Source organism: Ruegeria sp. HKCCD7181 (assembly GCF_057221055.1).
In genome coordinates this window covers 158,210-185,000 of the sequence record NZ_JBWVBC010000009.1, presented here as the reverse complement: position 1 = coordinate 185,000, position 26,791 = coordinate 158,210, and the positions used below count along the sequence as shown (strand labels likewise).

Here is a 26,791-nt window from a genome sequence, read left to right as displayed (position 1 = left end):
CAAAGACAAAGATAACCTCAAGAAAATATTCCACTGAGAATAAAATAAGGGCAGTTCAGTCAATGCCAGACGCCGCAATCGAGCTTGTTGATGTTAACAAGTGGTTTGACACATTCCATGTGCTCAAAGATATCAATCTCACGGTTGCCAGCGGTGAAAAAGTCGTGATCTGCGGCCCATCGGGTTCGGGTAAGTCTACAGTTGTGCGCTGTATCAACCAGCTGGAAAAACACCAGAAAGGTACCATTCGGATTGATGGGTTGGAGCTGACCGATGACCCTAAATCGGCGGCCAGAATCCGGTCCGAGGTCGGGATGGTGTTTCAGCAGTTCAACCTGTTTCCGCACCTTACGGTTCTTGAAAACCTGACCCTTGGCCCGATCAAGGCCCGGGGGCTTAGTCGCAAGGATGCCGAGGAAAGGGCGCGCCATTATCTCGAGCGCGTCCACATCCCCGACCAAGCGGAAAAACGCCCCATTCAATTGTCCGGCGGACAGCAGCAGCGCGTGGCAATTGCCCGATCTCTGTGCATGGAACCTCGGGTTCTGCTGTTTGATGAGCCCACTTCAGCACTCGACCCCGAGATGATTTCCGAAGTTTTGGAAGTCATGGTGGAGCTAGCCGAGGAGGGGATGACCATGGTTGTCGTCACCCATGAAATGGGGTTTGCCCGAAAAGTCGCGGACAAGATGATTTTCATGGATGCGGGCGAGATCGTCGAACAAGGAAAGCCCGAACATTTCTTCACCAATCCTCAGTCCGAACGGTGTCAGAAGTTCCTGAGTCAGATATTGCAGCACTGAGTGGCGTCGATGAAAAAACCTCTTGTTCTTTTGCCTCTTGTCCTGCTGCTGGCGGGGTGTTCCTCGTCCCAGACCTGGGGCTGGTATGTGATAGATCCGACCAAGCCATCGGGCTGGACCAACGTAAAATTTCTGGTCTCGGGTATGGGCGCGACGATCCAGATTTCTCTGATTGCTGCAATAATGTCGATTGTTGTCGGGTTGCTGGTGGCCCTGCCGGGGCTTTCGGAAAAGCGCGGCTGGCGTCTGGTCAATCGGGTATATGTAGAGTTCGTCCGCTCGATTCCGTTGCTGCCGATGTTGTTCTGGGTTTTCTACGGCCTACCGATCGTGTTTCAGTCGATGGGCATGAACATCCCGATTGATCCGTTCTGGGGCGCGATCATCACGCTCGCGATATCTGACAGCGCCTTTACCGCCGAAATTTATCGTGCAGGTATACAGTCCATCGCCAAGGGCCAAAGCGAGGCGGCGCAAACCATCGGGCTGAACTACGTTCAGACCATGCGCTACGTGATCCTGCCGCAGGCGATCCGGCGCATTCTACCCCCTTTGGCCAACCAGTTCATATACATCGTCAAGATGAGCGCCTTTGCCAGTGTCATCGGGATGCAGGAACTGACGCGTCGCGCCAATGAGCTTGTGGTGACCGAATACCGCCCATTGGAAATCTATACTCTGCTGATTTTTGAATACCTGGTGCTGGTGCTGATCATCAGCGCTGGAGTGCGCTGGTTAGAACGGCGCATGGGCGCAGACGAGCGCGGATAAGGAGTTGTTAGGATGGACTGGAAGGACTTCATGGCCGAAACCGAGGCCAATATAGGCACGTTCTCGAAAGAGGTTCCTGAAACTGTGCGCGGGTTCGGTATTATGGGTAAGGCCGCCAAAACGGACGGTGCGCTGAGCGAGAAGACCAAGGAGTTCATGGCGCTGGGCATCGCCGTCGCTACGCGCTGCGATAGCTGCATTGGTTTTCACGTGCGTTCGCTTGTCCGACTTGGGGCGACCCGCGCAGAAATGTGCGAGGCATTGGCCATGGCGACCTACATGGGAGGCGGGCCATCTTATGCCTACAGCGCGAAGGCGCTCAAGGCGTTTGACGTGTTTTCGGAATAGGCGAAGGCCATTGGCCTGCTTGGCCCTCTTTCATCCGCGTCAGTGCAGATAACCGCCCGCTTGACTTAGAAGAACCCCAGCACAATGGCACTGTGTCGTCTTGATCAGGATTAATCCCGGACAACATCATCGCATCGGTCAATTAATTCAACCGCCACCTTTGCGGTTTGGTGGCTAATACCGAATACAATGAGATCGGATTTTGTCGGGGATGAACAACCTGCCGGGTTGGCAGGTTTCAGTTCTCTCCAGTGTCAGGCGTTTGCTGCCGTCAGGCTTCGACGCCTAGACCTTCAACCGACAGGTCGTCGAGTTTGGGCATCAAGGTCAACAACTCCTTGGCATACTCGGTCTGCGGATTGGCAAACAGGTCATCGGTCTCTTGAATCTCAACCATCTGACCTTGTTTCATGACCGCAACCCGGTCGCACATCTGCCGGACCACTGGCAGGTCATGGCTGATGAACAGCATGGTCAGCCCCAGATGCTCCTGCAAGTCCTTCAGGATGTTCAGAATCTGCGCCTGAATTGATACGTCCAGCGCGCTTGTCGGCTCATCACAGATCAGGAAACGCGGTTGCGTCGCCAAAGCACGAGCGATCGAAATCCGCTGCCTCTGACCGCCCGAGAACTCGTGTGGGTATTTCAACCCGGCCTCGGATCCGAGGCCGACTTGATCCAACAACTCATCCACCCGGCGTTTGACATCGGAGCCCTGCATCAGGCGGTGATGACGGATCGGTTCGGCGACGATTTCGTCGACACGCATGCGTGGGTTTAATGATGAATACGGGTCTTGAAAGATCATCTGGATGTTCTTGCGATAAGCGTCCAGACCGGCCTTGTCGCTCAGGTCACTGACCACCTTGCCGTCAAACGTGATGGACCCGCCGTCAACCGGATAGAGCCCCGCGATCATACGTGCAACCGTGGACTTTCCAGACCCGGATTCCCCTACGACACCAAAGACTTCGCCTGCCTCAATGTCAAAGCTGACATCGTCCACCGCTGTGAAATAAGTACGATCCCAAGGCAACAGACCACGGCGCTGCAAGAAGTGTTTCGAGATGTTGCGGATCTCGAACACTGGTTTGGATTTGTCATTCTCCTGCTTCGGCCAGTGGCGCGCCATGTCGTCGATGGCGAACCGCGTTTCGCGACCGCCATAGCTGATCTGCGGAAAACGGTGCAGTTTCAACGTGGGCCGCGGAACTGCCGCGATCAATGACTTGGTATATGGATGCTCGGGGCGGCCCATAACTTGTGACGTCGCGCCGCTTTCAACGACTTTGCCGTCATACATCACCGTCACCCGATCCGTGGTATCCGCGATCACGCCCATGTCATGGGTGATCAGAATGACACCCACTTGTCGTTCACGCGCCAGTTCCTTGATCAGGTCCAGTATTTGCGCCTGCACTGATACGTCCAGCGCGGTGGTCGGTTCGTCCGCGATGATCACGTCCGGTTCGGTGCATAAGGCCAATGCGATGACCACCCGCTGCCGCATCCCGCCGGAAAACTGGTGCGGATACTGGTCCAGCCGCGTATCCGGGTCAGGGATACCGACCCGGTCAATCAAGTCGCGCGCGCGTTTTTTGGCGTCTGCCTCGGACCCTCCCAGATGGGCCTGGATCGTTTCAGTCAGCTGTTCGCCGACCGTGAACAATGGATTCAGAGAGGTCAGCGGATCCTGAAAAATCATCGAGATTTTCTTACCGCGCAGCCCTCGCATGGCCTCGGCATCCAGGCCGCTGATCTGGTCTCCGCCCAGCTTGATTTCGCCGCTGGCAATGCGGCCGGGACGTTCCAGCAGACCCATGACCGCCGCGCCAATGGTGGATTTACCCGCACCGGATTCGCCGACCAGCCCGTGGATTTCGCCGGGTTCGACGGACAGGTCCGCATGGTCCACCGCCGTAAAAAGCCGGCGACGGGTTGGGAATTCAACGGTGAGGTTCTGGATTGTTAGAAGGCTCATCAACGTCACCGTAATTTGGGGTTTAGTGCATCGCGCAGCCAGTCGCCCAGCAGATTGACCGACAGTGCAAGGGCCAGCAGCGTGCAGGCTGGGAAGAATAGAATCCACCACTCACCCGAAAACAGAAAACCCTGCCCGATACGGATCAGCGTACCTAGCGACGGCTGGGTCGGAGGAGCACCTACGCCAAGAAAGCTGAGCGTTGCCTCGGCGATGATAGCCAGTGCCAGCGAGATCGTTGCGATTACCAAAACCGGGCTGAGGACATTTGGCAGGATGTGGCGGAACATGATTGGGATCGGACCACGGCCAATAAGACGGGCGGCCTGAACGTATTCCTTATTCTTTTCGACCAGTGCCGCGCCACGCACAACGCGTGCGAATTGTACCCAATCCGACAAGGCGATGGCGATGATCAGCACATAGATAGCCATCTCGTCACGGTATTCCGGCGGTGTCACGCCTTTGGCAATGCCGAAGATCAGCATCGCCACCAGAATAGCCGGAAAAGTCAGCTGCACATCCGCAATCCGCATGATCAGAGTTTCAATCCAGCCGCCGAAATACGCAGCCACCAGCCCTAGGATCACACCGATGATGAGGGCCAGAAACACGGCTGCGGCGCCCACGAACAGCGAGATGCGCATGCCATACAGGATGGTCGAGAACACATCTCGGCCCTGATCGTCCGTGCCCAGCAGAAAGGTTTCCTGCGTAAATGCGTTAGGAGTACCGGGCGGCGTGAACCCGTTCATCAGGTTCAGCGTTGCCGGGTCGAACGGGTTGTACGGTGCAATCAGCGGCGCAAAGACTGCGGCCAGCACAAGGATCACAACAACCAACGAGGCGATGATGGCCATCGGAGAATGGCGGAAGGACCATGCAAAATCGCTGTCCCAGAGCTTGGCCAGGCGCGACTTGGGCATGGCTTTCGGGTTTTCGATTGTATCGGTCATGTGGCCCTCGCGTCGACACGCAGGCGCGGGTCAATGGCATAGTACAGAAGATCCACGATCAGGTTGATCGTGACGAACATCACCGAAATCAGCATCAGATAAGCAGCCATTACTGGGATATCGACGAACTGGATCGCGTTGATGAACAGCAACCCGACGCCGGGCCACTGGAACACCGTTTCGGTGATGATGGCAAAGGCGATGATCGAGCCCAGCTGAAGGCCGGTGATTGTGATTACTGGCACCAGAGTATTCTTCAGCGCATGACGGAAATTGATCACCCGGTCCGACAACCCGCGAGCGCGGGCAAAGCGGACGTAGTCAGCGCGCAAAACTTCAAGCATTTCAGATCGGACCAGTCGCATGATCAGTGTCATCTGGTACAGACCCAAAGTGATTGCCGGTAAAATCAGCGCTTTCAGGCCAGAGGTCGTCAGGAAGCCAGTGGACCAGTTGCCTATCATCACGGTCTCGCCCCTGCCAAAACTCGGCAAGAGGTCAAGCTCAACCGAGAATATGTAGATTAACAAAATCCCGATCAGGAAGGTGGGCAACGAGACGCCAATCAAACTGACAGTCATAATTACATTGGCCGCAATACCTTGTCGTCGTATGGCGGTGAAAACACCCAATGCGATACCCATGGTGATGGCCAGAAAGCCCGAAACAAAAGCCAACTCCAGCGTTGCAGGCGCACGTTCGGCGATGATCGTGGAAACCGGGCGACCTTGGCGGTATGAGACCCCGAAATTGCCCTGAGCCGCACCTTTCAGGAACTTGAAATATTGGACCGGAAAGGGTTGGTCCAAGCCAAGTTCGGTCCTTAACCGGTCGATATCGGCTTGCGTGCGTTCCTGCCCAAGCATGTTGTCAATCGGATCGCCGACAAAGCGAAACATCGAAAACGCCACCAGACCCACGACCAACAACACGATCACAGACTGGAACATTCTACGGACTATATATGCGAACATTCTTTTTCCCCGTTGGTCTGTCTGTCTATGCTTTCCCCGACCGGACGGTCAAGTCACCAGCCAAGCCTAAGTGCCTCGATTGTGCGGTGTGCTCCAGTTGACGTCGGGGCCCAAGGGAACGATGCCCAGGGGGTTGCGCAATTCCGAAGGCGAAAAGTAACCCTTTTTGTAGATTTCGAACTTTACGGTTTGGGCAATTTCCGGACGGGCATAGAGGTCACGTGCATATCCCCACAGATTGGGGTAGTCGGTCAATCGACGCACATTGCATTTGAACGCATAATGATAAGCCACATCGAACCGGGCTAGGGTCGGGAATAAGCGCAGGTCGGCTTCTGTCAGGGTGTCTCCACACAGAAATCGGTTCTCGGAGAGGTGGCTTTCAAGCTCGTCCAGCATCCCAAATACATCTCGAACGCCTGCCTCGTAAGCATCCTGAGTTCGCGCGAAACCGGCCCTATAGACCCCGTTATTGAGACGCGGGTAGATCTTTGCGTTCCAGTTTTCTATTTCAGGCAGCTTTTCCTGTGGCGCCAGGTTCGGGCCGAAGTCGGGCAGAGTACCCAGCATTCGGACCAGATCGGCAGACTCGCTCGAAACGGCTCTGTTTTCAACGCGGTCCCACAGAAGAGGTACAGTGATCCGCCCGGTATAGGCAGGCTCAATGCGGGCATAGACTTGATGCAGGGCTGTCGCGTCGAAATGATCATCGGCACCGTCCTCGAAGACCCAGCCATCTAAAGTGCGGCGTGGTTTGGCGTAAGCGACCGTGATCAGTTCATCCAAACCCTTCACGGCTCGCGTCAGCAGTACGCGATGAGCCCAGGGGCAATTCCATGCCGCGTACAGATGAAAGCGACGCGGCGCATACGGCTTATCGGGAAGTGGGTTTCGTATTGTCGAGACCTGACGGCGGTATTCGCCGTCAAGCTTCGTATCGGGGGCTGGGTCATCAGGGTGATACTGGCCCGCGATCATCAACCCCATCGGATCAGTTCACCGAGACCCAGCGCAGAATCAAAAAGTTGTCGGGGCGTTGGGTCAATTCCACATTGTTGCGCGTACCCCAGACCAGTGGCTGGACATACATTGGAACATAGACCTGTTCGTCCTGAATAATCTGTGCGACTTCGTCCAGCATCGCTTGCCGTTTGTTGGCTTCCAGTTCGGACTGGATTTTCGGCAAAAGCTCATCGACCCGCTCATTCGAGAAACCGCCGAAATTCCAACTGCCTAGCTTCTTTTCTTCGTTGGGTGTGGCCACGAGGAACCTGACAGGGTGTTCGGCGTCGAAGGTGCCAGGACTCCAGCCCAACAGGTACATGTCGTAATTGTCTTCACGCAGCTCGGGCCAGTAGTTGCGTACCGGCATCGCGTCGAGTTCGGCGGTAATCCCGATTTGTGCCAGCATACCGACAACGGCCTGACACACGGCTTCGTCATTCAGATAGCGGTCATTTGGGCATTTAAGACCGAACGAGAAACCGTCTTTATAACCTGCCTCGGTCAACAGTGCCTTGGCGGCTTCGACATCAAATACGGGGCGGTCGGCGTTCGCCTTGGAATAACCGCTCATTGCCGGGCTGACGAGTTGAGAAGCGGGTTCGGCATTACCGCGCATGATAGTAGCCAAAATAGCATCTACATTGATCGCTTGGGCCACTGCCCGTCGTACACGTGGATCAAGGAACGGGTTCGGTTTCCCAGCGTCATCAGAGTATTTCAGTTTTTCTGCTTCATGGTCAAACCCAAGCATGATCACACGCGCTTCGATGCCCTGAATGACGTTGACATCACCGTTGCTCTGCAACCGAGCGACGTCCTGAATGGGAACCGGGTTTATCATGTCGACATCGCCGGATAGCAGCGCGGCCACGGCAGTGGCGGGGTTCTGAACCGGGTTGAATTCGGCTCGGGTCAGGTTGTGCTCTACCTCACCCCACCAGCCTTCGTGTGGTTCGAGCACGGTTTTAAGACCCGGCTCGCGCGCCGTGACTTTGAAAGCGCCGGTGCCGTTGGCGTTGATGGTGGCATAATTGCCAGTTTCCTTGTCGGGCTCAGTGGCATCATTTGCTTCTGCCCAGTCCTGATCCATGATCATCCAGTTGGCAATCGAAGACGGGAACAGGGGATTTGGTGCAGTGGTCATAAAGTCGACGGTAAAATCGTCCACCACGTTCACCTCACTGATCGGGGCAAACCAACTGCGGGTATCTGCCGCTTCGCTTGAAGCGCGCTGGTAGCTGAACAGAACATCCTGCGCGTCAAAACTGCTTCCATCATGAAAGGTGACGTCTTCGCGCAGCCTGAACCTCCAACCTTCACCTTCACCGATGGGTTCCCAGCTAACTGCCAGTGCAGGTTCGACACTCATATCCTTGCCACGGCGGACCAGCCCTTCGTAGACGTTGTTGAGGAAGCCCAGAACAGGTGCTGAGTTTACCGCATGAGGGTCCATTGTCTGCGGATCGGTGGTTGACGCCCACTTGAATTCGGCGGCTTGCGCCGTGCTGGCGACCAGCATGGCCAAACCAACGACACTGTTCCTGAAGATCATGGCAATAACTCCCTGCTTGTCCCGCAAACGGTTTTGGACTCAAACCATAGCTCAAAAAGCAGCAGGGCGCGAAACCGCGCCCTGCCCCCTTGTCTGCAACTCACCTTAGTTCATGGTGAAATATTTAATTTTCGGAGAATCTTCCGGCTCGACAATCGTTCCGACGCCCGACTTCATGCCCCAGTTCAGCACCTGATGGTGGATCGGAATATAAAGCTGTTCGTCCTGAACAACCTGCCAGATTTCGGCAATCTGTGCGTCACGCGCCGGCAGATCGGTTTCCGAGGCCAGCGCCTGAATTTTCGCGTCCAGATCCGGGTTGCTGTAACGCGTGGCATTCCACGACCCGTATTTATCATCCCTTGAATGAACCAGGAAATTGAAGATGTATTCCGAGTCGTAGGTCGGAACACCCCAGCCCAGCATGTAAAAATCGGTCTCGTAATTTGAGAGCAGCGGGAAGTGCTGCGCCTTCGGTTTGGCGTCGAGGTTCACGGTGATTCCGATCTGGGCCAGCATGCCGACCGCCGCCTGACAGATCGCTTCGTCATTGATATAGCGGTCGTTCGGGCAGTTCAGCGTCAGCGAGAAGCCATCGGGATATCCGGCCTCTGTCATCAGCGCCTTGGCCGCTTCGATATCGGTCGTGGACGAGCTGTCCATACCTTCATCCCACCCATTGACGAACGGCGGCGCAATCATACCCGCGGGAGCCGACTGGCCACGCATCACAACCTGCTTGATCGCATCCCGGTTGATAGCTTTGGACATGGCCTGGCGCACACGCACGTCAGCCAGCGGGTTCGCACCATCGACGCTGTCCGAGGACAGATCGGCATCGCCCATATTCATGCCAAAGAAGATCACCCGGTTCTGCGGCGCGGTGCGCACATCAAGACCATCGGTGCCTGCAACGCGTTCCAGATCCTGGACCGGAACGTCCTGAATGATATCCACCTCACCCGACAGCAGTGCTGCAACACGGGTCGCGGCGTTCTGGATCGGGGTATAGATGATCTCGGTCACCTGCAGCGGGAACTCATCCTTGCCCCAATAGTTTTCGTTCAGGGCCAGCACGGTCTTCACGTCCGGCTCGCGGCTGACCAGCTTGTAGGGGCCGGTGCCGTTGGCGTTCTTGGCTGCAAAGGTGTCTTCACCGCCTTCGTAATCCTGAACCTTGACCGCGTTGTTCGCCTCGGCCCAGCCTTTGTCCATCATGAACATGTTGGTCAGGTTGTTCGGCATGATCGGGTTCGGACCGTTGGTTTCGATCTCGACCGTGTATTTGTCAGGTGCGCGCACCCCTTTGACCGAGGCCAGCAGTTCCTTGTAATCGGAATCCGGTGTCATGGCACGGTTCAGAGAGAACAGGACATCCTCACTGTCGAACTCTGCGCCATCATGGAATGTGACGCCTTCGCGCAGCTTGAAAACCCAGACATTCGGGTTGTCTTCCGACGGTGCCCATTCCGTGGCCAGCGACGGCACAAGCGCGCCGGAGTGGTCGCGCATGACCAGCGTTTCCATGATCTGATGCGCCAACGCCGAGGTCGGACCTTCGTTTTGTGCATGGGGGTCCAGTGTCAACGCGTCACCGGCACGGGCCCATCGCAAGGTTTCTGCCGATGCACCCGCGGCAAGAAGCGCGGTCGCACTGGCAGCGATCATCAGGTGTTTCAAAGTCATCTTGGTCTCCCCAATTATTGTTTGCCGCAGGAAATGCGGGTAACCGAATTTTTCGGTCAACATGCATCTGATAATCCAAATCAAATTGAAAGTTGCAACACCGTAGATCATCAGAGTTCGTTTCTTTCGGCGCGACCGCACGTCAACAAGGCCGCTTGCACGACCCTAAAATGCAATCCCGGCACACTGTTTAGTGTGAAAATACGCCGGAATGAGACAACCCGGCGTGGTTTAGGAAGTGTCGGCGAACACGTTGAGAATTCAGCCTTCAGCTTGAGAAGCCTGCTTCTTACGGGGCTATATGGACAACAGATCGAGTCGGGTAATAACATCAAGTTCGGTAGTATCATCCGAACTATTGGATGCCCGCCGGAATACGGGTTCAAACTGAATTCAGTATTGTCGGCATTGCCCGCTACAACTTTGAACGAGGTTTTCATGCCCGCACCACACAATCCATTCAAGGCTGCTCTGAAACGGGGTGAACTGCAATTGGGGTGCTGGCTTGGGCTAGCTGATCCTTACGCGGCAGAGATCTCGGCAACGGCTGGATTCGACTGGCTTTTGATCGACGGAGAGCACGCGCCAAATGATCTCAGATCGATCACCGCCCAACTGCAGGTTTTGGCAGCCTATGACAACCATGCGGCTGTGCGCGCGCCAATTGGGGATACCCGGATCATCAAACAATTGCTGGATGTAGGGGCACAGACCTTGCTTATTCCAATGGTCGAAAGCGCCGAGCAGGCGCGTGATCTGGTGCGTGACGTGACATATCCTCCGCACGGCGTTCGTGGGGTAGGGTCTTCCTTGGCACGCGCATCGCGCTTTTCGGCGATTGACGACTACCTGACCACCGCAGGCGACGAAATCTGCCTACTGGTGCAAGTCGAAAATCGTGCGGGCGTCGCAGCCTTGGATGAGATACTGACTATTGATGGCATTGATGGCGTGTTTATCGGCCCGGCCGATCTGGCCGCCGACATGGGGTATCTTGGGCAGGCTGATGTCAACGAAGTTCAGGAGACTATTCTGGACTGCATCCGCAAAATCACTGTTGCCGGGAAGGCCGCTGGTATTCTCACTCTCGATCCGGACCAGCAACGGGCTTACGTCGATCAGGGCGCGACATTTGTAGCGACGGAAATCGACGTAACAGTATTCGCGCGCAACATCCGCCAATCGGCCCAAAAGGCGCGGGACCATTTGAAATGACCTGACGGCCGAGCCGCTTCAGATAAGGATTCTCGCGCAGCGCGGATGAAAACAAGCCAGATTCATCTGGATTCAATCGAACACTCGCGACACAGCTTGGAAAACCGAGCAATCGGTTGGCCCTACAAATGGTTCCCCTATCGGGCCGAAATTTATCAGCCGTGACCGCACAGTTCGAAAAGCGCTGATTTTGAGTTTACGCCCAGCTTTAGGTAAGCGCGTTTGCGATAAGTGGTGACTGTGCTTGGTGCCAAATTCAAATCCCACGCGATGGCATCCGCGGTTTTCCCCTTTAGGATGCCTTCGCAAATGTCCTTTTCGCGGCCAGATAACGAGTTGAGAGGGCTTTTCAACTGGACCGGCTGACCGACAGCATAGTGCATCAATGCGATCTTTGAGACCAGCGTCCAGAAATCGCGGCGCAGGTTCTCCTCGCTGATGCCGAAATGACCATTTCCCTTGAAGCGGTAGAAGTTCATCCCCAGCACTTCCTCACCGTCACAGCACAGGACGGAAATTTTGTCAGCAATGCCAGTGGATGTGAAGAAGTTCTGAAAATACTCGCAGGACATTCGATCCAGGATCTCTGCCAAAGTCAGCACCCGCATCTTTCTGTCCTGTTTCACCAGCTGAATTTCGGTCAATATCGGGTCTTCGGCATATTCCCCGCGCAGATACCGCTGCGCGATGTTCATCGCGGCCTGATTTTGCCGCTTACTGAAGGACAGGTAACACTGTGGGCGATCACGTTTGTAGGAAAATATCAGGCACTGGTCGGCTTTGACGACACGCTCAATCAGATCAAGGAAGTGAACGTTGAAATCAGAAGTGCCGGCCGTCGTCAGGCACGGGGTTAGTATCTCCAGAAATTCCTGGGTCTCTTTTCTACTGAAGATGTTCTCGAGTGACATTGTTTCATGGCGCTTAAGATCACCGGGAATGGCAACGCGACAGGCCGTTGTGATCAGGTAAATATCAGGCATGTCCCCTTCTGCGGGGGACAGAGCTGTAAGTGCCCATTTGCTAGTGTGCTGTCAACGTAAACTGCGCTGGTTCGAAGTTGGACTGGGTGAAGTTGTCAAGAACAGAGGATGCCGAACGGAATGACTAAAGCTGCGTCAATGGAATACAAAGCGGGCCTGTCGACAAAAGATGTAGAGGCGCTAACGCAAGGCAAACCGGTCACCAAGCTTTCGTCGAACGAAAACCCTTTTGGCCCGTCCCCCAAAGCCGTAAAGGCGGCGCGTGCCGCGATTAAAGAGGCCAACCTCTACCCTGAACGCAATGACTCGGCCCTGTGTGATGCATTGGCGGATTTTCACGGGAGGGGGCTGACCCGGGATCACTTCTTTGCGGCAAACAGCGGCGTTGAGGTTCTATCGCTGATCGAGGATGCAATCCTGACGGAAGGCGCAGAAGCCATCATCTGCCCACCCTGTTTTGGTGCTTATGCAGCGTCTTTGAAAAAGAAGGCAGCGACTATTCGGTTAGTCGAACTTGTCGGCAGTGACTATGCTGTCGATGTTGAGGGTATTCTTGCAGAGATCACACCCGAGACGCGTCTGGTCTATCTGTGCAACCCCAACAATCCCACCGGCACGTGGTTCGGTGAGGACACGCTGAGCGCCATATTGGATGGCCTGCCCCCAGATGTGACGCTGATTTATGATGAGGTCTATTTTCAGTTTGCCACTGAACATGGGCTGCCCGACGCCATCCGACATGTCCAAGACGGTCGCAATATCGTCATTGTACACAGTTTTTCAAAAGCTTACGGGCTGGCGGGGATGCGCTTGGGATACGGGATCGCGCGCCCCGAAACAGTCGCCAGAATTCAACGTCTCAAGCGGGCATTCCATGTAAACTCTGCAGGAATGGCGGCGGCAATGGCAGCGCTAAATGATGTCGAACATTTGACACGAACAGTCGACAATAACCATGGCGAACGCGCCAAACTGGCGCTGGGCCTGCAGAAGCTTGGGTTAGAAACTACGCGAAGTCAGGCCAATTTCGTGATGTTTAAATGCCCTGCTAACCACGATGCCGACAGCCTGACCAAGGCACTGGTTCGGCAGGCGGTCATGGTGCGGCCTGCGTTCAACCTGCCCAACCATATTCGGGCGACGGTGGGCACAACTGAAGATAACCAACGGCTGCTGGCCGCGCTGACAACAATTCTGGAACAACACGTATGACACAGGAAATGACAGGCGGCGAGGCCGCTGTTCTCTCGCTTCACAATCACGGTGTGAAGACTGTTTTTGGGCTGCCTGGGGTTCAGAACGATTGGTTGTACAACGCCTTCTACGACCACAGGTCAAAATTCCGGATCGTTCACACACGGCACGAACAGGGCGCGGCCTATATGGCACTTGGGGCGTCGCTGGCGACTGGTGAGAAGACGGTCTTCAACGTAGTGCCGGGGCCGGGATTGCTGAACGCAACCGCAGCCCTGTCGACGGCCTACGCGCTGAACGCCAAGGTGTTCTGCCTGACTGGCCAAATTCCGTCGCACAAAATCGGGCGACAGATGGGCGAGTTGCACGAGATTGAAGGGCAATTGCAGATCCTTCGAAACCTTACGAAATGGGCGGATCGGGCGGAAAAGCCCGAAGATATTTCTGGTTTGATTGGCGAAGCGTTCCGTCAGATGGACTCGGGCCGCCCTAGACCGGTCGGGCTGGAAATCCCGATGGATGTTCTGGCCGCGCAGGGGCCGATCGATCTGAGCCAGAAATCTGCTGTGCCGGATGTGCCTGCTTTGGACGAAGAGGCGCTTGACCGTGCGGCCAAACTGTTGGGGCGGGCGGAAAATCCGATGATCTTTGTCGGAAGCGGAGCCGTTGACGCGAGCTCAAGTATTCGCAGATTGGCCGAAACTCTGCAGGCGCCCGTGATCGGTTACCGGACAGGGATGGGTATTGTCGATGCGCGTAGCCCTTATTCGCTGCACTTGCCGGCAGCTCGACCATTGTGGGAAAAGGCCGATGTGGTGCTGGCGATCGGCAGCAACATGCGGGTGCCAATGGGGAAGTGGATAAAGGGGCATCACCCGGATATCATTCGGATCGATACCGACCCAGCCACTCACGAGATCTTTGCGCAACCAACAATCGCGATCACCTCACGCGCCGAGGCGGCGGTGCCGTTTTTGCTGGATCGCTTGGAGACGTATAACAGCCCACGCGCCTCGCGCCAGGTCGAGCTGTTGGAGGCAAAAGCAAATTGGGCAAAGCGCTCGGCCGTGCTCGAGCCGCAGATCAGTTATCTGAACGTCATCCGCGAGGAGCTGGGCGAAGATGGGATTTTTGTTGATGAACTGACGCAGGTGGGTTTTGCCAGCCGCATCGTTTATCCGGTTTATAACCCACGCACTTATATCTCGACCGGGTATCAGGGAACGTTGGGATATGGGTTTCCAACCGCGCTGGGCGTCAAGGTGGCCCGTCCGGACGTACCGGTTGTCTCGATCACCGGCGACGGCGGTTTCATGTTCAGTGTGCAAGAGCTGGCCACGGCTGTGCAGCACAAGATCCCGTTGGTAACGGTGTTGTTCAATAACAATCAGTTCGGCAATGTACAGCAGATGCAAAAGAACAATTATGGCGGACGGGTCATCGCAACTGATCTGGTGAACCCCGATTTCTGCCGCATGGTCGAAAGCTTTGGCGCGCAGGCATTACGGGCAACCAACGCGGCCGAATTGCGATCCGCGATTGCGCGCGGCATAGCAACAGATGATGTGCCCACCGTGATCGAGGTGCCTTTTGATGACATGCCAAGCATTGACCAATTCCGCTGAGGAGACCCGGATTGAGCAACTGCATTATTCCTGAACCTTCGGACCTCCGCAGGACATTGAACGCGGCGGCCAGCAGCCGCGTTGTTTTCATCGCGGGATTGCCGGGAACAGGGAAAAGTCTTCTGTTTCAGCAGCTTACGATCCTCGCGGATGAGGTGGGCCGGGTTGTTCATACGATGCAATGGGATGACGCTCGGCAGGCATTCGAACAGCTGAAATGGCTGGAGCTATACCCTGAAGTGGATAACCTCACTCATCCCGGCGTGCGAAAGGCTGTTGGGTTGTGGGTCCGACAGGGTCTGCAAAAATGGCAGGATACGCATCCTGATCCAAAGCACCTGCTGGTAATCGAACTCCCAGTGATCGGCGGACGGTTTATCGAGCTGCTGCATAGTCAGAACGACGCCATCGAAGACTTGCTGGCGTCGGATCAGACCGTTGCTCTGGTGCCTGTCCCAACTAATAGCTTGCGACAGAAAATCGAAGGATTTCGAGCCGAGACATTTGCCAACCCGCGAAACGCGCATGAGGAAAAGGACGCGCCGCCCTATATCGTACGCGACCTCTGGCTTGCATCGCGAAGGCTGTATAACCGCTGGAACGGTGTACAAAACGATGACACGCGTGACGCGCAATATGATGAAAATGTGGTTCGTGCCGTCTTCGGACACCTGTGCCGGTTTCGGCATACCGAACTGCTGACGATTGATCAGGTTTTCCCGACAATAGGTTCTGCCTACGAACGGACGGTTCCAATTCACACAATCCGCGCTGATGCGGAAGAGGTCGACACCGCCTTTGCTAGGCTGCAGGCCTTGTTCCCTGGCCAATCAGCAGAAACTGCGACCCATGGTTGGGCAGATTACTGACTCCCTGACAAATACAAAGGACCCGGCATGACCCAACTGGATCAGCAGCGCATTGATGCCATCGCGCAGGCTCCGGCCCCCAAGGCATTGAACATCATAAATGGCCAGATCAAGTCAGCGGCCAGCGGTCAAGAACTTGAAATTACCAGCCCGATTGATGGCCGACCTTTCAGCATGTTGGCAGACAGCAGTGCAGGCGATCTGGATAGTGCTGTTGCCGCCGCGCGTCAGAGCTTTGATGCGGGGATGTGGTCCGCGATGCCCCCTGCAGGGCGTAAGAACGTGCTGCTGAAATGGGCCGACCTGATCGAGGCCAATGCTCTGGACCTCGCGGTGCTGGGCGTTCGGGACAATGGCACAGACATCCGTATGGCGCTGAAAGGCGAGCCTTTGTCCGCAGCGACCACGATCCGCTACTATGCAGAAGCCATCGACAAGCGTTCGGGCGAGATTACTCCAACCGGTCCGGATGTTCTGTCTCTGATCCACAAGGAACCCGTCGGCGTTGTTGGCGTGATAATTCCATGGAATTTCCCGTTGATGATCGGGGCGTGGAAGGTCGCGCCTGCGTTGGCTGCGGGGAATTCAGTGGTGCTCAAACCCTCGGAGGATGCAAGCCTGTCGACGATGAGATTCGTAGAACTGGCGCATGAGGCTGGAATGCCACCGGGTGTCTTAAACCTTGTGAACGGGCGCGGCCCGGTTGTGGGTGAGGCGCTGGGCCTGCACATGGATGTCGATGTTCTGGCATTTACCGGTTCGGGTGTCGTTGGCCGGAAGTTGATGGAGTATTCCGGGCGCTCCAACCTCAAGAGGATCTATCTCGAACTCGGTGGGAAATCGCCCAATCTGGTCTTTGCGGACGCGCCTGATTTGGAGGTAGCCGCCGCGCAGACAGCGGCTTCGATCTTCCGCAACAATGGGCAAGTCTGTGTAGCAGCCTCTCGTCTGGCCGTAGAACGATCTGTGTATGACGAGTTTCTGGGGATGGTCTGCGCGCATGCTGAAGCGATGAAAATCGGTCACCCGCTGAAGCTTGAAAATACTACTGGTGCCTTGGCCAATGCGGCACAATTGGAAAAAACCAAAAACGCTGTGGCCGCGGCACTGTCCGAGGGGGCGACCTTGTGCACCGGAGGCAATGCGCTGCTCGCTGAAAGCGGAGGGTATTATCACCAGCCCACCGTTTTGCGGGACGTGAGACCGGACATGAACATCGTGCAGAACGAGGTCTTCGGCCCTGTCCTGGCTGCCCGCAGTTTCCAGACTGAGGAAGAGGCGATTAGTATCGCAAATGAAACCGTGTTCGGGCTCTCGTCTGCCGTTTGGACGTCAAACTTGTCGCGGGCGCACCGAATGGCGCGACAGATCAAATCGGGGCAGGTTAACGTCAATTGCTTTGCTGGCTCGGACGTCACTTCCCCGTTGGGCGGGGTCAGGCAATCGGGGAACGGGTCCGACAAGTCTCTGCACGCGTTGGAGAAATACGAAAACCTCAAGGCCACGTGGATACAGCTTTGATGTTGACCAATTGCGGTGCAAGGTGCGGCGAGAGTGGAGAGACGCCCTTAGCCACTGAATGAACCGCCCGTACAGTCGGGAAGACGGAGACGAAAATGTCCAAGGCCAAAAACATACTGTTCATCATGTTTGACCAGCTGCGCTGGGATTACCTGAGCTGCTACGGGCATCCCCATCTGCACACCCCGCATATCGACCGGCTGGCCAGCATGGGCGTTCGATTTACCCGCGCCTATATCCAGTCTCCGATCTGCGGCTCATCCCGGATGTGCTTCTATACCGGGCGCTATGCCCAAAGCCATGGTGCCACCTGGAACAACGTCCCCTTGAAGGTAGGAGAGGTTACGTTGGGCGATCACCTGAGAAAGGCGGGGATGGGGTGCTGGCTGGTCGGCAAAACCCATATGACTCCGGATTTCGAGGGGATGGAACGTCTGGGCATCAGCAAGGATACTGTAATCGGTGCGCGGATTGCCGAATGTGGCTTTGATGTATTTGAGCGCGACGACGGAATGCGGCCAGAGGGGCCTAAAGGTTTATACGACCCCGATGGAGCGCTGCAGTACAATGCCTATCTGAAAGACGCAGGTTATGACGGCGACAATCCCTGGCATGACCATGCCAACTCTGGCATCGACGATGACGGAAATGTCCTGTCCGGGTGGTTCATGAAGAACGCGTCCGAGGCCGCAAACATTGCCGAGGATGATAGTGAAACACCCTATCTGACCCGACGGGGAATGGATTTCATCCAGCAGGCGGAAGACCCATGGTGCTGTCACCTGAGTTATATCAAACCGCATTGGCCCTATATCGTCCCCGCGCCATACAACGATATGTACGGGCCCGAACATGTTCTGCCTGCCGCGCGGTCTGAGGCCGAACGGGAGAATCCGCATCCCGTTCTGGACGCGTTCATGCAAAGCCGCGTCAGCCAGGCGTTTGCCCGGGATGAGGTGCGTGACACTGTGGTTCCCGCTTATATGGGGTTGATCAAACAGGTCGATGATCAGATGGGTGTGCTGTTCAAATGGCTGGAAGAAAGCGGCCGCATGGAAGACACGATGATCGTGTTAACTTCGGACCATGGGGATTTCCTGGGCGATCACTGGCTGGGAGAGAAGTCATTCTTCTACGAGACATCAATCCGCGTGCCGTTGATCATCTATGATCCTTCATCCGAGGCGGATTCGACACGCGGAACGGTGTGCGATGCGCTGGTCGAAAGCATCGATCTTGCGCCCACGTTCCTCGAAGTTGCCGGGGGCGAGGCGTTGGATCACATCCTTGAAGGTGAATCGCTGCTACCGATCCTGCATGGCAAATCGACTGACACGGCTAGAAACGCCGTGTTCTGCGAGGTGGACTACACCACAAACAACGAGGCTGTACTGCTGGGCGCTTCTCCGGATCAGGCCATGGTCTTCATGGTCGCCACTCGGCGGTGGAAACTGATCCATTTTGAAACTGATCACCGGCCTATTCTGTTTGATCTGGAAAACGACCCGAATGAGTTGAACGATCTGGGGGCGTCCACCGAGCATCAGGCCATTATCAGAGATATGTACGAGCGACTGGGGGCTTGGGCCCGGCGTACCTCACAGCGTACGACAGTGTCAAAAAAAGACCTGGAAGCCATGCGTTCTGAAAAGGGTGGCACCGGTGTGCTGATCGGCGTGTGGGATGAGAATGAGCTTCCGTCGGAACTGACGGCAAAATATGTCGGGCAGAAGGCCAAGGACGTACGCAAATAGTCCTTGGCCTCGGCCAGTTTTTCTTTTTAAGCGGCTTTGAAGTCGCGTAAGACCCGGCGGGTGGCGCCGACCAGCGGGTCATGTGTGTCCTTCAGGATCTGTACCCGGTCAAAACGAGCGGAATCTGCATTGACGGCATCTCGTAATGCGTTGCCAAAGGCCATGCGCAACTCGGTCCCGATGTTGAATTTGCAGATTTTCGATCCCTGTGCCAACGCGCGGCGCTGGGCTGGAGGAACCCCCGATCCGCCATGGATTACCAGCGGCACCTTGGTAACGGCCTCGATGGCGCGGATTCGAGGCTCGTCCAGGCCACCTTCCTTGTCTTGTTGCAGGTGCACGTTGCCTACCGAAATGGCCATCGCGTCCACACCGGTTTCCCGAGCGAACTGCGCTGCCTCGTCTGGATCAGTACCAGCCGAGCTTTCACCGCCCGAATAGCCCACAAATCCAATTTCACCCTCGCAGGAAACACCGGCGGCATGTGCCATCTCGACGATTTTAGCTGTTTCGTCGATATTCTCCGCCAACGATTTGCGCGAGCCGTCGAACATCACTGAACTGAACCCGCTTTCGATTGCTACACGACATTCTTCAGCCGTGTACCCGTGGTCCAGATGGGCGACGACAGGTACGGCGGCCCCTTCAGCCAGGTGTCGAAACATCGCGCCCAAAACCGGTAGAGGAGTATGTTCGCGGCAAGACGGGCCTGCTTGCAGGATGATTGGCACACCTTCGGCCTCGGCGGCCGCAACATAGGCGCGCATGTCCTCCCAACCCAATGTCACCAGACCGGCAACGGCATAGCCATCCCGCAGGGCAGGTTGCAGAACTTCGGATAAAGTCACCAAACTCATTTGAACTTGGCCACCATGTCCATGATGCCGGGAATGGTCTTCAGCTGCTCGGCATGGGTGGGTTGGAAATACTGTTTCAGGCTGCGCTGGCTGAGTCCGCCCAGAATTGTAAAGTAGTACATCTGGTATCCCGGCAGAGCCGCGCAGGGGTGATATCCCTTGTCGATGCACAGGGTCGACCCGTCCACGACGTGATACGCGTCACCGGGTTTGTTGTCTTCGCGCTGCAACATCTGCAGTCCTGAGCCGTAGTTTGGCTTGAACCGAAAATTATAGGTCTCGTCATGCCGCGTCTCGTCGGGCAGGCGATCGGTGTCGTGTTTGTGGCTGGGAAAACCGGACCAACCGCCTTCACCCACCGTATAAAGCTCGGACACCAGCAGGCGGCCAACCTTGTCGTGGTGGTTCGCACCAAGGATATGTTTGATCTTGCGGTGGGTTTTGGTGTCGTCCGAGCCGTATTGCACCACATCCAGATCGGCAACGCGGACGTCGAAGGGTTCCAGCACCTTGTCGTATTTGGCACCAGCGATGAATGTCTCGGTCTCCTCCGTCAGGCAGGTGATCCGCACCTTGGCACCGACCGGCACATATACGCCTTCGGGATCGCCATCCCAAACATCAGCCGTACGGTTGCCGAGGTTATCGTACACTTTGCCATCAACATCGACGGTCACCGTTCCGGTGGCCGGAACGACACAGGTTTCATAACCTGGCACCGTGTATTCGAAGGTCTCGCCCTGGCTGAGCTTGATGATGTTGAAATAGTTTAGTGGAACCAGATCATTATCGATATCGACGATGGCTTTGTTCTGGTTGTCGTAGGGCGCGATATGCATTTGCGTCTCCTTGTTCAGCACTCAGTCGGGCCGGGGTGCGAGGCCAGAAAGGACTCGAGCTCGGCGGTTGTTGGCATGGCACCGGCGCAGCCGGGTTTGGATACGACGATCGAAGCGCAGGCCGATCCGCGCAGCACGGCATCGCGCAGGTCGTGCCCCGCTGCAATTGACGCCAAAAGGCCTGCCAGAAAACTGTCACCGGCTCCGTTGGGTTTGACCGCTGTCACCGGGTAAATACCGGTCCGGATTTCTTGTCCGTCAACCAGTGTTATCGCCCCTTCGTGCCCCATTTTGTAGACAACCATGCGCCCCTGCGCAGCCAGCTCGCGGGCCTTGTCCAGCCCTTTGTCGATCCCTCCGGCCATAAAGCCGAATTCTTCGTCATTGCCGACGATCAAGTCGCTTTCTGCGCCTGCGCGGGACAAGACGTCGGACGCAATCTGAGGCGAGGGCCAGGAATAGGGGCGATAGTCGATGTCGAAAATGACCGGCATCCCGGCTTTGCGCGCATTTTCGAACGCGCGGAAAGTGGCCGAGCGGGATGGTTCGGCGGCAAAAACAGTCCCTGCGGTGATCAACGCAGTGTAGGCAGAATAATCAACCGCATCCATGTCACCTTCGGTAACTTGAAAATCCGCTGCCCCGTTTCGATAGATGACGTTCTGAAATCCTTCGAGACAGCTTTCATAGACCGCCAGCGAAGTGCGTGCTTCGCCTCCTGCAGAGCGGACATAAGTTGTCTCAACTCCGTAATCCTTCAACCGGTTGATGCAGAACCGACCCACCGCGTCATCCGAGACCGACGTGACCAGCGCAGATGCGCCGCCAAGCTTGACCAATCCGGCGCAAATATTGGCCGACGAACCGCCGAGATCCGCACGAAAGGTTTCCGCATCTTCGCTTTTGACGCCAATCGGATCGGCAAACATGTCCATTCCCGCACGCCCAAAAACGGCAAAGCGATTGCCCTTGATCCCGTTCATCAGGTTCATGCCCGACCCTCCGTATTACCTGCTTTTGCCGTGTCCAGAACCTCAGGGTAGGGGTAGTTCAATCCCAACAGCTGACGCAGGTCAGGGCTGGCGTTGCTCACAAACTCATCTGGCAAGGCGGCGGGCATGTCCTCCATCGGTTTGACCCATTTGGGCAGGTATTGGATCAAAATCGCACTGCGGTCGTGGTCTGCCCGGTTCGGCATCGCGCAGTGCCATGTCACGCCATAGAATAGTGCTACGTCGCCAGGCTCTCCTGTCATGCGTTCACACCGCTCAAAGAAACGGTCATCAGGGCCGGGGTAGCGCAGTTCTTTCTGTGAGCCCGGCAGATATGCAGTGGCCCCGCTTTCCTCGGTGAAGGGATCCAGCAACACCGAGACCTGCGCGTTCATTGGAAACGAGCCGTTCAAGCCGACGGGATGCGTGTCCGGTCGGTGGAAATCCCAATACGGATAATCGACATGTGGTTCCTGCCCGGGGCCGCCCGGCAGGATACGGTTGGCCGCGATCGATCCCATGATGAACTCGGTGCCCAGAAAAGACCGCAAAATATCCATCAAAACAGGATGAGCCGCCAGGCGCGAGAAGACCTTGCCCTTGGCCAGCAGGTTCCAGACACGCCTTTGCAGGTTCAGTTTGCCCGCCTCGGCGGCTGCCCCCTGAAAATGAGTGACCTTGTCCGCGGTCTCTTCGGAATGCGCCATGACAATAGCGCGCGCTTCGGCGATATCGTCCGGCGTAAACAGACCCGAGATGCCGACAGCTCCGCCGCCGTGCAGAAGTTCGTCTACGACTTCAGCAGCGGAAACCGATTGTGCGGTAAACCGTTTCATCAAACACCCCGCCGTTGTTTGTCACGTGTGGCTTCCCAGTCGATATGGGCCTGACGAACATTGTCGTCGTCCGTGACGTGCGGCGTTCCAACTTCCCACCAGGCATGGCCTTCGGTTGTCCAACCCTCGTAGGGGTCGACATCCATGACGATGACATAGGTCTTTTCGCTGGCTTTCGCGCGGTTGAAAGCTTCACCCAGTTCTTCGGGGTTTGACACTTTTTCTGCTGCAGCCCCCATCGATGTGGCATGCGAAACAAAATCCACGCCGAATGGTTCTGCGATTGTGGGGCAATCTGCGAGCAGATTGTTGAAACTTTCGTTGCCCGTGTTGTTTTGCAGCTTGTTGATCACTGCGAATCCGCCATTGTCCAGAACCATAACAATCAGCTTTTTCTGGCTGAGGACTGAGGAATAAATGTCGGAGTTCAACATCATATAGGAACCGTCCCCACAGAAGGTGATCGTGTCCTGATCCGGTTCTTGCTGCATTTGAGCGATCCGCGCACCCCAGGCGCCCGCGATCTCGTAGCCCATGCAGGAAAAGCCGAATTCAACGTCTACCGTGCCGATATCAAGTGTTCGCCAGTTGGCTGTGACTTCGGCTGGCAATCCGCCGGCTGCGGCGACTACGCGGTCACGCGCGTCGCACAGTTCGTTCACAACGCCGATCGCCTGAGCATAAGAATTAGGGCGATTGCCGTAGGAGACGTTGTCCGCAACATACTCATCCCACTTTTTGCGCTCGGCCTGTGCCATGGATACCCAGCTGTCCGGCGCGCGATAGTCAAGCGCGGCACCAAGGGCCGAAATGCAAAGCTTGGCGTCTCCAACAACCGGCAGCGACATATGTTTGCCCGCATCGTGGCGCGCAGCATTGAGCGATATGAATTGCGCGTCTTTCGCAAAGGCAGTCCATGATCCCGTCGTAAAATCCTGAAGACGCGTGCCCACGGCCACGATGACATCGGCCTTTTCTGCAATCGCATTTGCCGAGTCAGAGCCGGTGACACCGATAGGCCCAATATTCAGTGGATGGGTTGCCAGCATATTGGCGCGACCTGCGATGGTCTCGACCACTGGGATCTGGTGCGCCTCGGCAAAGGTTGTCAATTCGGCCACCGCACGAGAATACTGAACGCCGCCGCCGGCGATGATCATCGGACGTTCCGCCCGGGCCAATGCTGCTGCGGCGTCGGCGATTTCTAGCGCATCGGGGGCCTGGCGGCGAATGCGATGCACTTTCTTTTCGAAGAATGTGACCGGATAGTCGTATGTCCATCCCTGTACGTCCTGCGGCAACCCAAGGAACGCGGGCCCGCAATCAGCAGGATCCAACATTGTGGCAATAGCATTCGGCAAAGACTGGATCACCTGCGCAGGGTGCGAAATTCGATCCCAATACCGCACCACAGGTTTGAAGGCATCGTTGACGCCAAAGGTCGGGTCGTTGAAATTCTCCATCTGCTGCAAGACCGGATCGGGCAGGCGGGTGATGAAGGTATCCCCGCACAGCATCAGCATCGGCAGCCGGTTGGCATGGGCCAGCCCGGCAGCGGTCAAAAGGTTGGCCGTACCCGGACCTGCACTGGCCGTGCAGAACATGAAACGCTGACGCAACCACTGCTTGGCATAGCCTGCCGCGGCGAATCCCATGCTCTGCTCATTCTGGCCGCGATAGAGGGGCAGCTCATCGCGAACACTGTTCAGCGCTTCACCAAGGCAAGTCACATTGCCGTGGCCAAAGATGCCAAATCCGCCGCCGCACAGGCGCATTTCCTGCCCGTCGATCTGAATGAACTGGTTGGAAAGCCACCGAATAATCGCCTGTGCAGTGGTCAGGCGAACCGTATCAGTTGATGTCGTCATGTCGTTGCGAACCCTCCGGGAAATTTCGGCGAATTTTTGACGCTGTGCCGAATGCGGCTTGCGAGTTATCGAATCTCAGGATACTAATTTTGCAACCGGTTGCAAACCAATTTCCAAACGAGGAGGTCAGCGGGATGACCCAGATCGGAATCGGCATCGTTGGAGGTGGCTATATGGGCAAAGCCCATGCGGTCGCCATGTCTTCTGTCGGCGCGGTGTTCAACACCGCTTTGCGACCGCGACTCGAGATGGTTTGCGCGTCCAGCGCGGAAAGTGCCGAGAGATACCGGAAGGCGTACGGGTTTCTCCGTTCAACGGATGACTGGCAGTCGCTGGTGTCCGATCCGAAAGTCGAAGCAATCGTAATCGCCACACCTTCTGAGACCCACCGTGCCATTGCCGAGGCTGCTTTTGCTTTGGGCAAGCCTGTGCTGTGCGAAAAACCGCTGGGCGCGTCCGTTGCCGATGGTGCGGCCATGGTTGCCGCGGCCGAAAGGTCGGGTGTCGTCAACATGGTGGGCTTCAACTATATCCGCACACCAGCCAGCCAGTACGCCCGGCAATTGATCGCAGATGGTGTTATCGGCGATATCGCCTGGTTTCGCGGGGAACACACCGAAGACTTCTATGCCGACCCGCAGACACCGGCCACATGGCGTGCAAAAGGCGTATCCAATGGGGCAATGGGCGATCTGGCACCACATATTATCAATGCCGCCAAGGCACTGATTGGCCCGATCGTACGTGTATCGGCTGAAGTGGAAACCGTGTATAAATCCCGTCCAGGCGGAGAGGTCACGAATGATGACCACGGGCAGATGATGTGCCGATTCGAAAACGGGGTTATGGGTCATCTGTACATCTCGCGTATCGCGACGGGCCGTAAGATGGGCTACGCCTACGAGATTACAGGTACCAAAGGTTCGATCCGCTTTGACCAGGAGGATCAGAATGCCTTGTGGCTTTATCAGATGGAAGGGCCCGAGGCGACGAGAGGGTTTGTCAAAATCCTCACCGGCCCGGCGCATCCGGATTACGAGCCGTTCTGTCAGGGTCCCGGACATGGTACCGGCTATCAGGATCAGATCATTATCGAAGCCCGCGATTTCCTGACGGCAATTGACACGGGGCAACCGGTCTGGCCGACTTTCCGCGACGGGCATGCGGTTAATTGTGTGGTCTCTGCAGCGCTTGCCTCGGCGCAGGACGGCACTTGGAAAGATGTCGAAATTATCTGAGCATCGGAGATGTAACAAGATGACAATGAGAATTGGCAACGCGCCCTGTTCGTGGGGAGTGGAATTCGCGGATGATGCCCGCAACCCGGCTTGGCAGACGGTGCTGCAGGAATGCGCCGCTGCGGGTTACAAGGGGATCGAATTAGGCCCGGTTGGATATATGCCTGAAGATCCCGCCATCCTGTCAGATGCGCTGGCCGAGCATGATCTGGAGCTGATCGGCGGCGTTGTTTTCCGCCCTTATCACGATCCTGGCGCTTGGGAGGATGTGCTTGATGCCACCCATCGCACGGCACGTGCGTTGAAGGCACATGGCGCAGAACACCTCGTCCTGATTGACTCGATCTCGCCCCGTCGCGCCCCGACCGCGGGTCGGGCGACCGAGGCTGAGCAGATGGATCAGGCCGAGTGGGCTGCGTACCGTGATCGTATAGCCGAATCCGCCCGGATTGGGGCGGAAGAATACGGGCTGACCGTCGGCATGCACGCGCACGCGGCAGGTTTCATGGATTTTGAGCCAGAACTGGAGCGCCTGCTGGAAGAAGTGGATGAAAAGATCCTGAAGATCTGCTTCGATACGGGCCATCACTCCTATGCCGGGTTTGATCCCGTAGCGTTCATGCAGCGCTATGCGAGCCGTATTTCCTACGTGCATTTCAAAGATATCGACCCCAAGGTCAAAGCTGATGTCATCGAAAATCGCACCGGGTTTTATGACGCTTGCGGGCAGGGAATCTTCTGCAATCTGGGTGATGGTGACGTTGATTTCCCCGCCGTCCGGCAAGTGCTTTTGGACTCTGGATTCAGCGGTTGGTGCACCGTCGAGCAGGATTGCGATCCGACGCTGGACCCCGATCCGGTCGGAGACGCGCGAACCAACCGCGAATATCTTGAAACCATTGGCTTCAACTAAGGAGAGCAGGC

The 26,791-nt window shown here is 56.3% G+C and carries 23 protein-coding genes; 11 read left to right on the top strand and 12 right to left on the bottom strand.

Features of this window, described 5'->3' with window-relative positions:
- The first annotated feature begins 62 nt into the window (after positions 1-62).
- From AC2TCY_RS17550 to AC2TCY_RS17540, 3 genes are read left to right on the top strand one after another with little or no spacing between them, the layout of a single operon-like run.
- The gene (locus AC2TCY_RS17550) at positions 63-803 is read left to right on the top strand and encodes an amino acid ABC transporter ATP-binding protein (RefSeq protein WP_480849300.1); all 741 of its coding nucleotides are present in this window, start codon (positions 63-65) and stop codon (positions 801-803) included.
- Between the two features lie 9 nt (positions 804-812).
- The gene (locus AC2TCY_RS17545; RefSeq protein WP_480849298.1) at positions 813-1,574 is read left to right on the top strand and encodes an amino acid ABC transporter permease; all 762 of its coding nucleotides are present in this window, start codon (positions 813-815) and stop codon (positions 1,572-1,574) included.
- A gap of 12 nt (positions 1,575-1,586) precedes the next feature.
- The gene (locus AC2TCY_RS17540) at positions 1,587-1,922 is read left to right on the top strand and encodes a carboxymuconolactone decarboxylase family protein (RefSeq protein WP_480849297.1); all 336 of its coding nucleotides are present in this window, start codon (positions 1,587-1,589) and stop codon (positions 1,920-1,922) included.
- 271 nt (positions 1,923-2,193) lie between these two features.
- On the opposite strand, the gene AC2TCY_RS17535 is transcribed toward AC2TCY_RS17540, so the two are convergent.
- The 6 genes from AC2TCY_RS17535 to AC2TCY_RS17510 form a co-directional block, all read right to left on the bottom strand.
- Positions 2,194-3,903, bottom strand: coding sequence for an ABC transporter ATP-binding protein (locus tag AC2TCY_RS17535; protein ID WP_480849295.1), 1,710 nt, complete (start codon positions 3,901-3,903; stop codon positions 2,194-2,196).
- Between the two features lie 5 nt (positions 3,904-3,908).
- Entirely contained in the window at positions 3,909-4,859 is a 951-nt protein-coding gene (locus tag AC2TCY_RS17530; protein ID WP_480849293.1) for an ABC transporter permease, read from the bottom strand.
- Positions 4,856-5,833, bottom strand: a complete 978-nt coding sequence (locus AC2TCY_RS17525; RefSeq protein WP_480849291.1) for an ABC transporter permease — start codon at positions 5,831-5,833, stop codon at positions 4,856-4,858. The genes AC2TCY_RS17530 and AC2TCY_RS17525 overlap by 4 nt, the downstream gene beginning before the upstream one ends.
- 66 nt (positions 5,834-5,899) lie before the next feature.
- Complete coding sequence (locus AC2TCY_RS17520) at positions 5,900-6,820, bottom strand: glutathione S-transferase family protein (protein ID WP_480849290.1); 921 nt, start codon at positions 6,818-6,820, stop codon at positions 5,900-5,902.
- 4 nt (positions 6,821-6,824) lie between these two features.
- Positions 6,825-8,390: an ABC transporter substrate-binding protein gene (locus AC2TCY_RS17515; protein WP_480849288.1), complete on the bottom strand. Its 1,566-nt coding sequence runs from the start codon at positions 8,388-8,390 to the stop codon at positions 6,825-6,827.
- Between the two features lie 105 nt (positions 8,391-8,495).
- The gene (locus AC2TCY_RS17510; RefSeq protein ID WP_480849286.1) at positions 8,496-10,076 is read right to left on the bottom strand and encodes an ABC transporter substrate-binding protein; all 1,581 of its coding nucleotides are present in this window, start codon (positions 10,074-10,076) and stop codon (positions 8,496-8,498) included.
- 438 nt (positions 10,077-10,514) lie between these two features.
- Between AC2TCY_RS17510 and AC2TCY_RS17505 the strand changes: the two genes are divergently transcribed.
- Complete coding sequence (locus AC2TCY_RS17505; RefSeq protein WP_480849284.1) at positions 10,515-11,291, top strand: aldolase/citrate lyase family protein; 777 nt, start codon at positions 10,515-10,517, stop codon at positions 11,289-11,291.
- 155 nt (positions 11,292-11,446) lie between these two features.
- On the opposite strand, the gene AC2TCY_RS17500 is transcribed toward AC2TCY_RS17505, so the two are convergent.
- Positions 11,447-12,274, bottom strand: coding sequence for a helix-turn-helix transcriptional regulator (locus AC2TCY_RS17500; protein WP_480849283.1), 828 nt, complete (start codon positions 12,272-12,274; stop codon positions 11,447-11,449).
- A gap of 120 nt (positions 12,275-12,394) precedes the next feature.
- Here AC2TCY_RS17500 and AC2TCY_RS17495 point away from each other — a divergent pair, with 120 nt between their 5' ends.
- The 5 genes from AC2TCY_RS17495 to AC2TCY_RS17475 all read left to right on the top strand — a co-directional run bounded on the left by AC2TCY_RS17495 (position 12,395) and on the right by AC2TCY_RS17475 (position 19,237).
- Positions 12,395-13,486, top strand: coding sequence for a pyridoxal phosphate-dependent aminotransferase (locus AC2TCY_RS17495; RefSeq protein ID WP_480849281.1), 1,092 nt, complete (start codon positions 12,395-12,397; stop codon positions 13,484-13,486).
- A complete protein-coding gene (locus AC2TCY_RS17490) occupies positions 13,483-15,093 on the top strand; it encodes a thiamine pyrophosphate-dependent enzyme (RefSeq protein WP_480849279.1) in 1,611 nt (536 codons plus the stop codon). Before AC2TCY_RS17495 ends, AC2TCY_RS17490 begins: the two co-directional genes overlap by 4 nt.
- Positions 15,094-15,104: 11 nt before the next feature.
- A complete protein-coding gene (locus AC2TCY_RS17485) occupies positions 15,105-15,962 on the top strand; it encodes a hypothetical protein (RefSeq protein WP_480849278.1) in 858 nt (285 codons plus the stop codon).
- A gap of 27 nt (positions 15,963-15,989) precedes the next feature.
- The gene (locus AC2TCY_RS17480) at positions 15,990-17,483 is read left to right on the top strand and encodes an aldehyde dehydrogenase family protein (RefSeq protein WP_480849276.1); all 1,494 of its coding nucleotides are present in this window, start codon (positions 15,990-15,992) and stop codon (positions 17,481-17,483) included.
- 95 nt (positions 17,484-17,578) lie between these two features.
- Positions 17,579-19,237 carry a sulfatase-like hydrolase/transferase gene (locus AC2TCY_RS17475; protein ID WP_480849275.1) on the top strand — a complete coding sequence of 553 codons (1,659 nt, stop codon included), beginning with the start codon at positions 17,579-17,581 and terminating at the stop codon, positions 19,235-19,237.
- Between the two features lie 26 nt (positions 19,238-19,263).
- On the opposite strand, the gene AC2TCY_RS17470 is transcribed toward AC2TCY_RS17475, so the two are convergent.
- The 5 genes from AC2TCY_RS17470 to iolD are packed head-to-tail and all read right to left on the bottom strand — an operon-like array spanning position 19,264 to position 24,629.
- Positions 19,264-20,094 (bottom strand): class II fructose-bisphosphate aldolase, encoded by an 831-nt coding sequence (locus AC2TCY_RS17470; RefSeq protein ID WP_480849273.1) that lies wholly within the window; start codon positions 20,092-20,094, stop codon positions 19,264-19,266.
- A complete protein-coding gene (locus AC2TCY_RS17465; RefSeq protein ID WP_480849272.1) occupies positions 20,091-20,933 on the bottom strand; it encodes a 5-deoxy-glucuronate isomerase in 843 nt (280 codons plus the stop codon). The genes AC2TCY_RS17470 and AC2TCY_RS17465 overlap by 4 nt, the downstream gene beginning before the upstream one ends.
- 14 nt (positions 20,934-20,947) lie before the next feature.
- Positions 20,948-21,925 carry a 5-dehydro-2-deoxygluconokinase gene (iolC, locus tag AC2TCY_RS17460; RefSeq protein ID WP_480849270.1) on the bottom strand — a complete coding sequence of 326 codons (978 nt, stop codon included), beginning with the start codon at positions 21,923-21,925 and terminating at the stop codon, positions 20,948-20,950.
- A complete protein-coding gene (locus AC2TCY_RS17455; protein ID WP_480849268.1) occupies positions 21,922-22,761 on the bottom strand; it encodes a phytanoyl-CoA dioxygenase family protein in 840 nt (279 codons plus the stop codon). The genes iolC and AC2TCY_RS17455 overlap by 4 nt, the downstream gene beginning before the upstream one ends.
- Positions 22,761-24,629 (bottom strand): 3D-(3,5/4)-trihydroxycyclohexane-1,2-dione acylhydrolase (decyclizing), encoded by a 1,869-nt coding sequence (gene iolD / locus AC2TCY_RS17450; protein ID WP_480849267.1) that lies wholly within the window; start codon positions 24,627-24,629, stop codon positions 22,761-22,763. The genes AC2TCY_RS17455 and iolD overlap by 1 nt, the downstream gene beginning before the upstream one ends.
- Before the next feature lie 134 nt (positions 24,630-24,763).
- Here iolD and AC2TCY_RS17445 point away from each other — a divergent pair, with 134 nt between their 5' ends.
- A complete protein-coding gene (locus AC2TCY_RS17445) occupies positions 24,764-25,867 on the top strand; it encodes a Gfo/Idh/MocA family protein (protein WP_480849266.1) in 1,104 nt (367 codons plus the stop codon).
- Between the two features lie 19 nt (positions 25,868-25,886).
- On the top strand, positions 25,887-26,780 hold the full coding sequence (locus AC2TCY_RS17440) for a TIM barrel protein (protein ID WP_480849265.1): 894 nt from the start codon (positions 25,887-25,889) through the stop codon (positions 26,778-26,780).
- Positions 26,781-26,791 lie beyond the last annotated feature (11 nt).

Coding starts and splice junctions, on each gene's coding strand:
- AC2TCY_RS17530 (WP_480849293.1), bottom strand. CDS start 4,859: ATGACCGATACAATCGAAAACCCGAAAGCCATGCCCAAGTCGCGCCTG.
- AC2TCY_RS17515 (WP_480849288.1), bottom strand. CDS start 8,390: ATGATCTTCAGGAACAGTGTCGTTGGTTTGGCCATGCTGGTCGCCAGC.
- AC2TCY_RS17470 (WP_480849273.1), bottom strand. CDS start 20,094: ATGAGTTTGGTGACTTTATCCGAAGTTCTGCAACCTGCCCTGCGGGAT.
- AC2TCY_RS17475 (WP_480849275.1), top strand. CDS start 17,579: ATGTCCAAGGCCAAAAACATACTGTTCATCATGTTTGACCAGCTGCGC.
- iolC (WP_480849270.1), bottom strand. CDS start 21,925: ATGAACCTGATGAACGGGATCAAGGGCAATCGCTTTGCCGTTTTTGGG.
- AC2TCY_RS17495 (WP_480849281.1), top strand. CDS start 12,395: ATGACTAAAGCTGCGTCAATGGAATACAAAGCGGGCCTGTCGACAAAA.
- AC2TCY_RS17490 (WP_480849279.1), top strand. CDS start 13,483: ATGACACAGGAAATGACAGGCGGCGAGGCCGCTGTTCTCTCGCTTCAC.
- AC2TCY_RS17510 (WP_480849286.1), bottom strand. CDS start 10,076: ATGACTTTGAAACACCTGATGATCGCTGCCAGTGCGACCGCGCTTCTT.
- AC2TCY_RS17535 (WP_480849295.1), bottom strand. CDS start 3,903: ATGAGCCTTCTAACAATCCAGAACCTCACCGTTGAATTCCCAACCCGT.
- AC2TCY_RS17465 (WP_480849272.1), bottom strand. CDS start 20,933: ATGCATATCGCGCCCTACGACAACCAGAACAAAGCCATCGTCGATATC.
- AC2TCY_RS17440 (WP_480849265.1), top strand. CDS start 25,887: ATGACAATGAGAATTGGCAACGCGCCCTGTTCGTGGGGAGTGGAATTC.
- AC2TCY_RS17525 (WP_480849291.1), bottom strand. CDS start 5,833: ATGTTCGCATATATAGTCCGTAGAATGTTCCAGTCTGTGATCGTGTTG.
- AC2TCY_RS17545 (WP_480849298.1), top strand. CDS start 813: ATGAAAAAACCTCTTGTTCTTTTGCCTCTTGTCCTGCTGCTGGCGGGG.
- AC2TCY_RS17550 (WP_480849300.1), top strand. CDS start 63: ATGCCAGACGCCGCAATCGAGCTTGTTGATGTTAACAAGTGGTTTGAC.
- iolD (WP_480849267.1), bottom strand. CDS start 24,629: ATGACGACATCAACTGATACGGTTCGCCTGACCACTGCACAGGCGATT.
- AC2TCY_RS17540 (WP_480849297.1), top strand. CDS start 1,587: ATGGACTGGAAGGACTTCATGGCCGAAACCGAGGCCAATATAGGCACG.
- AC2TCY_RS17505 (WP_480849284.1), top strand. CDS start 10,515: ATGCCCGCACCACACAATCCATTCAAGGCTGCTCTGAAACGGGGTGAA.
- AC2TCY_RS17480 (WP_480849276.1), top strand. CDS start 15,990: ATGACCCAACTGGATCAGCAGCGCATTGATGCCATCGCGCAGGCTCCG.
- AC2TCY_RS17520 (WP_480849290.1), bottom strand. CDS start 6,820: ATGGGGTTGATGATCGCGGGCCAGTATCACCCTGATGACCCAGCCCCC.
- AC2TCY_RS17500 (WP_480849283.1), bottom strand. CDS start 12,274: ATGCCTGATATTTACCTGATCACAACGGCCTGTCGCGTTGCCATTCCC.
- AC2TCY_RS17445 (WP_480849266.1), top strand. CDS start 24,764: ATGACCCAGATCGGAATCGGCATCGTTGGAGGTGGCTATATGGGCAAA.
- AC2TCY_RS17455 (WP_480849268.1), bottom strand. CDS start 22,761: ATGAAACGGTTTACCGCACAATCGGTTTCCGCTGCTGAAGTCGTAGAC.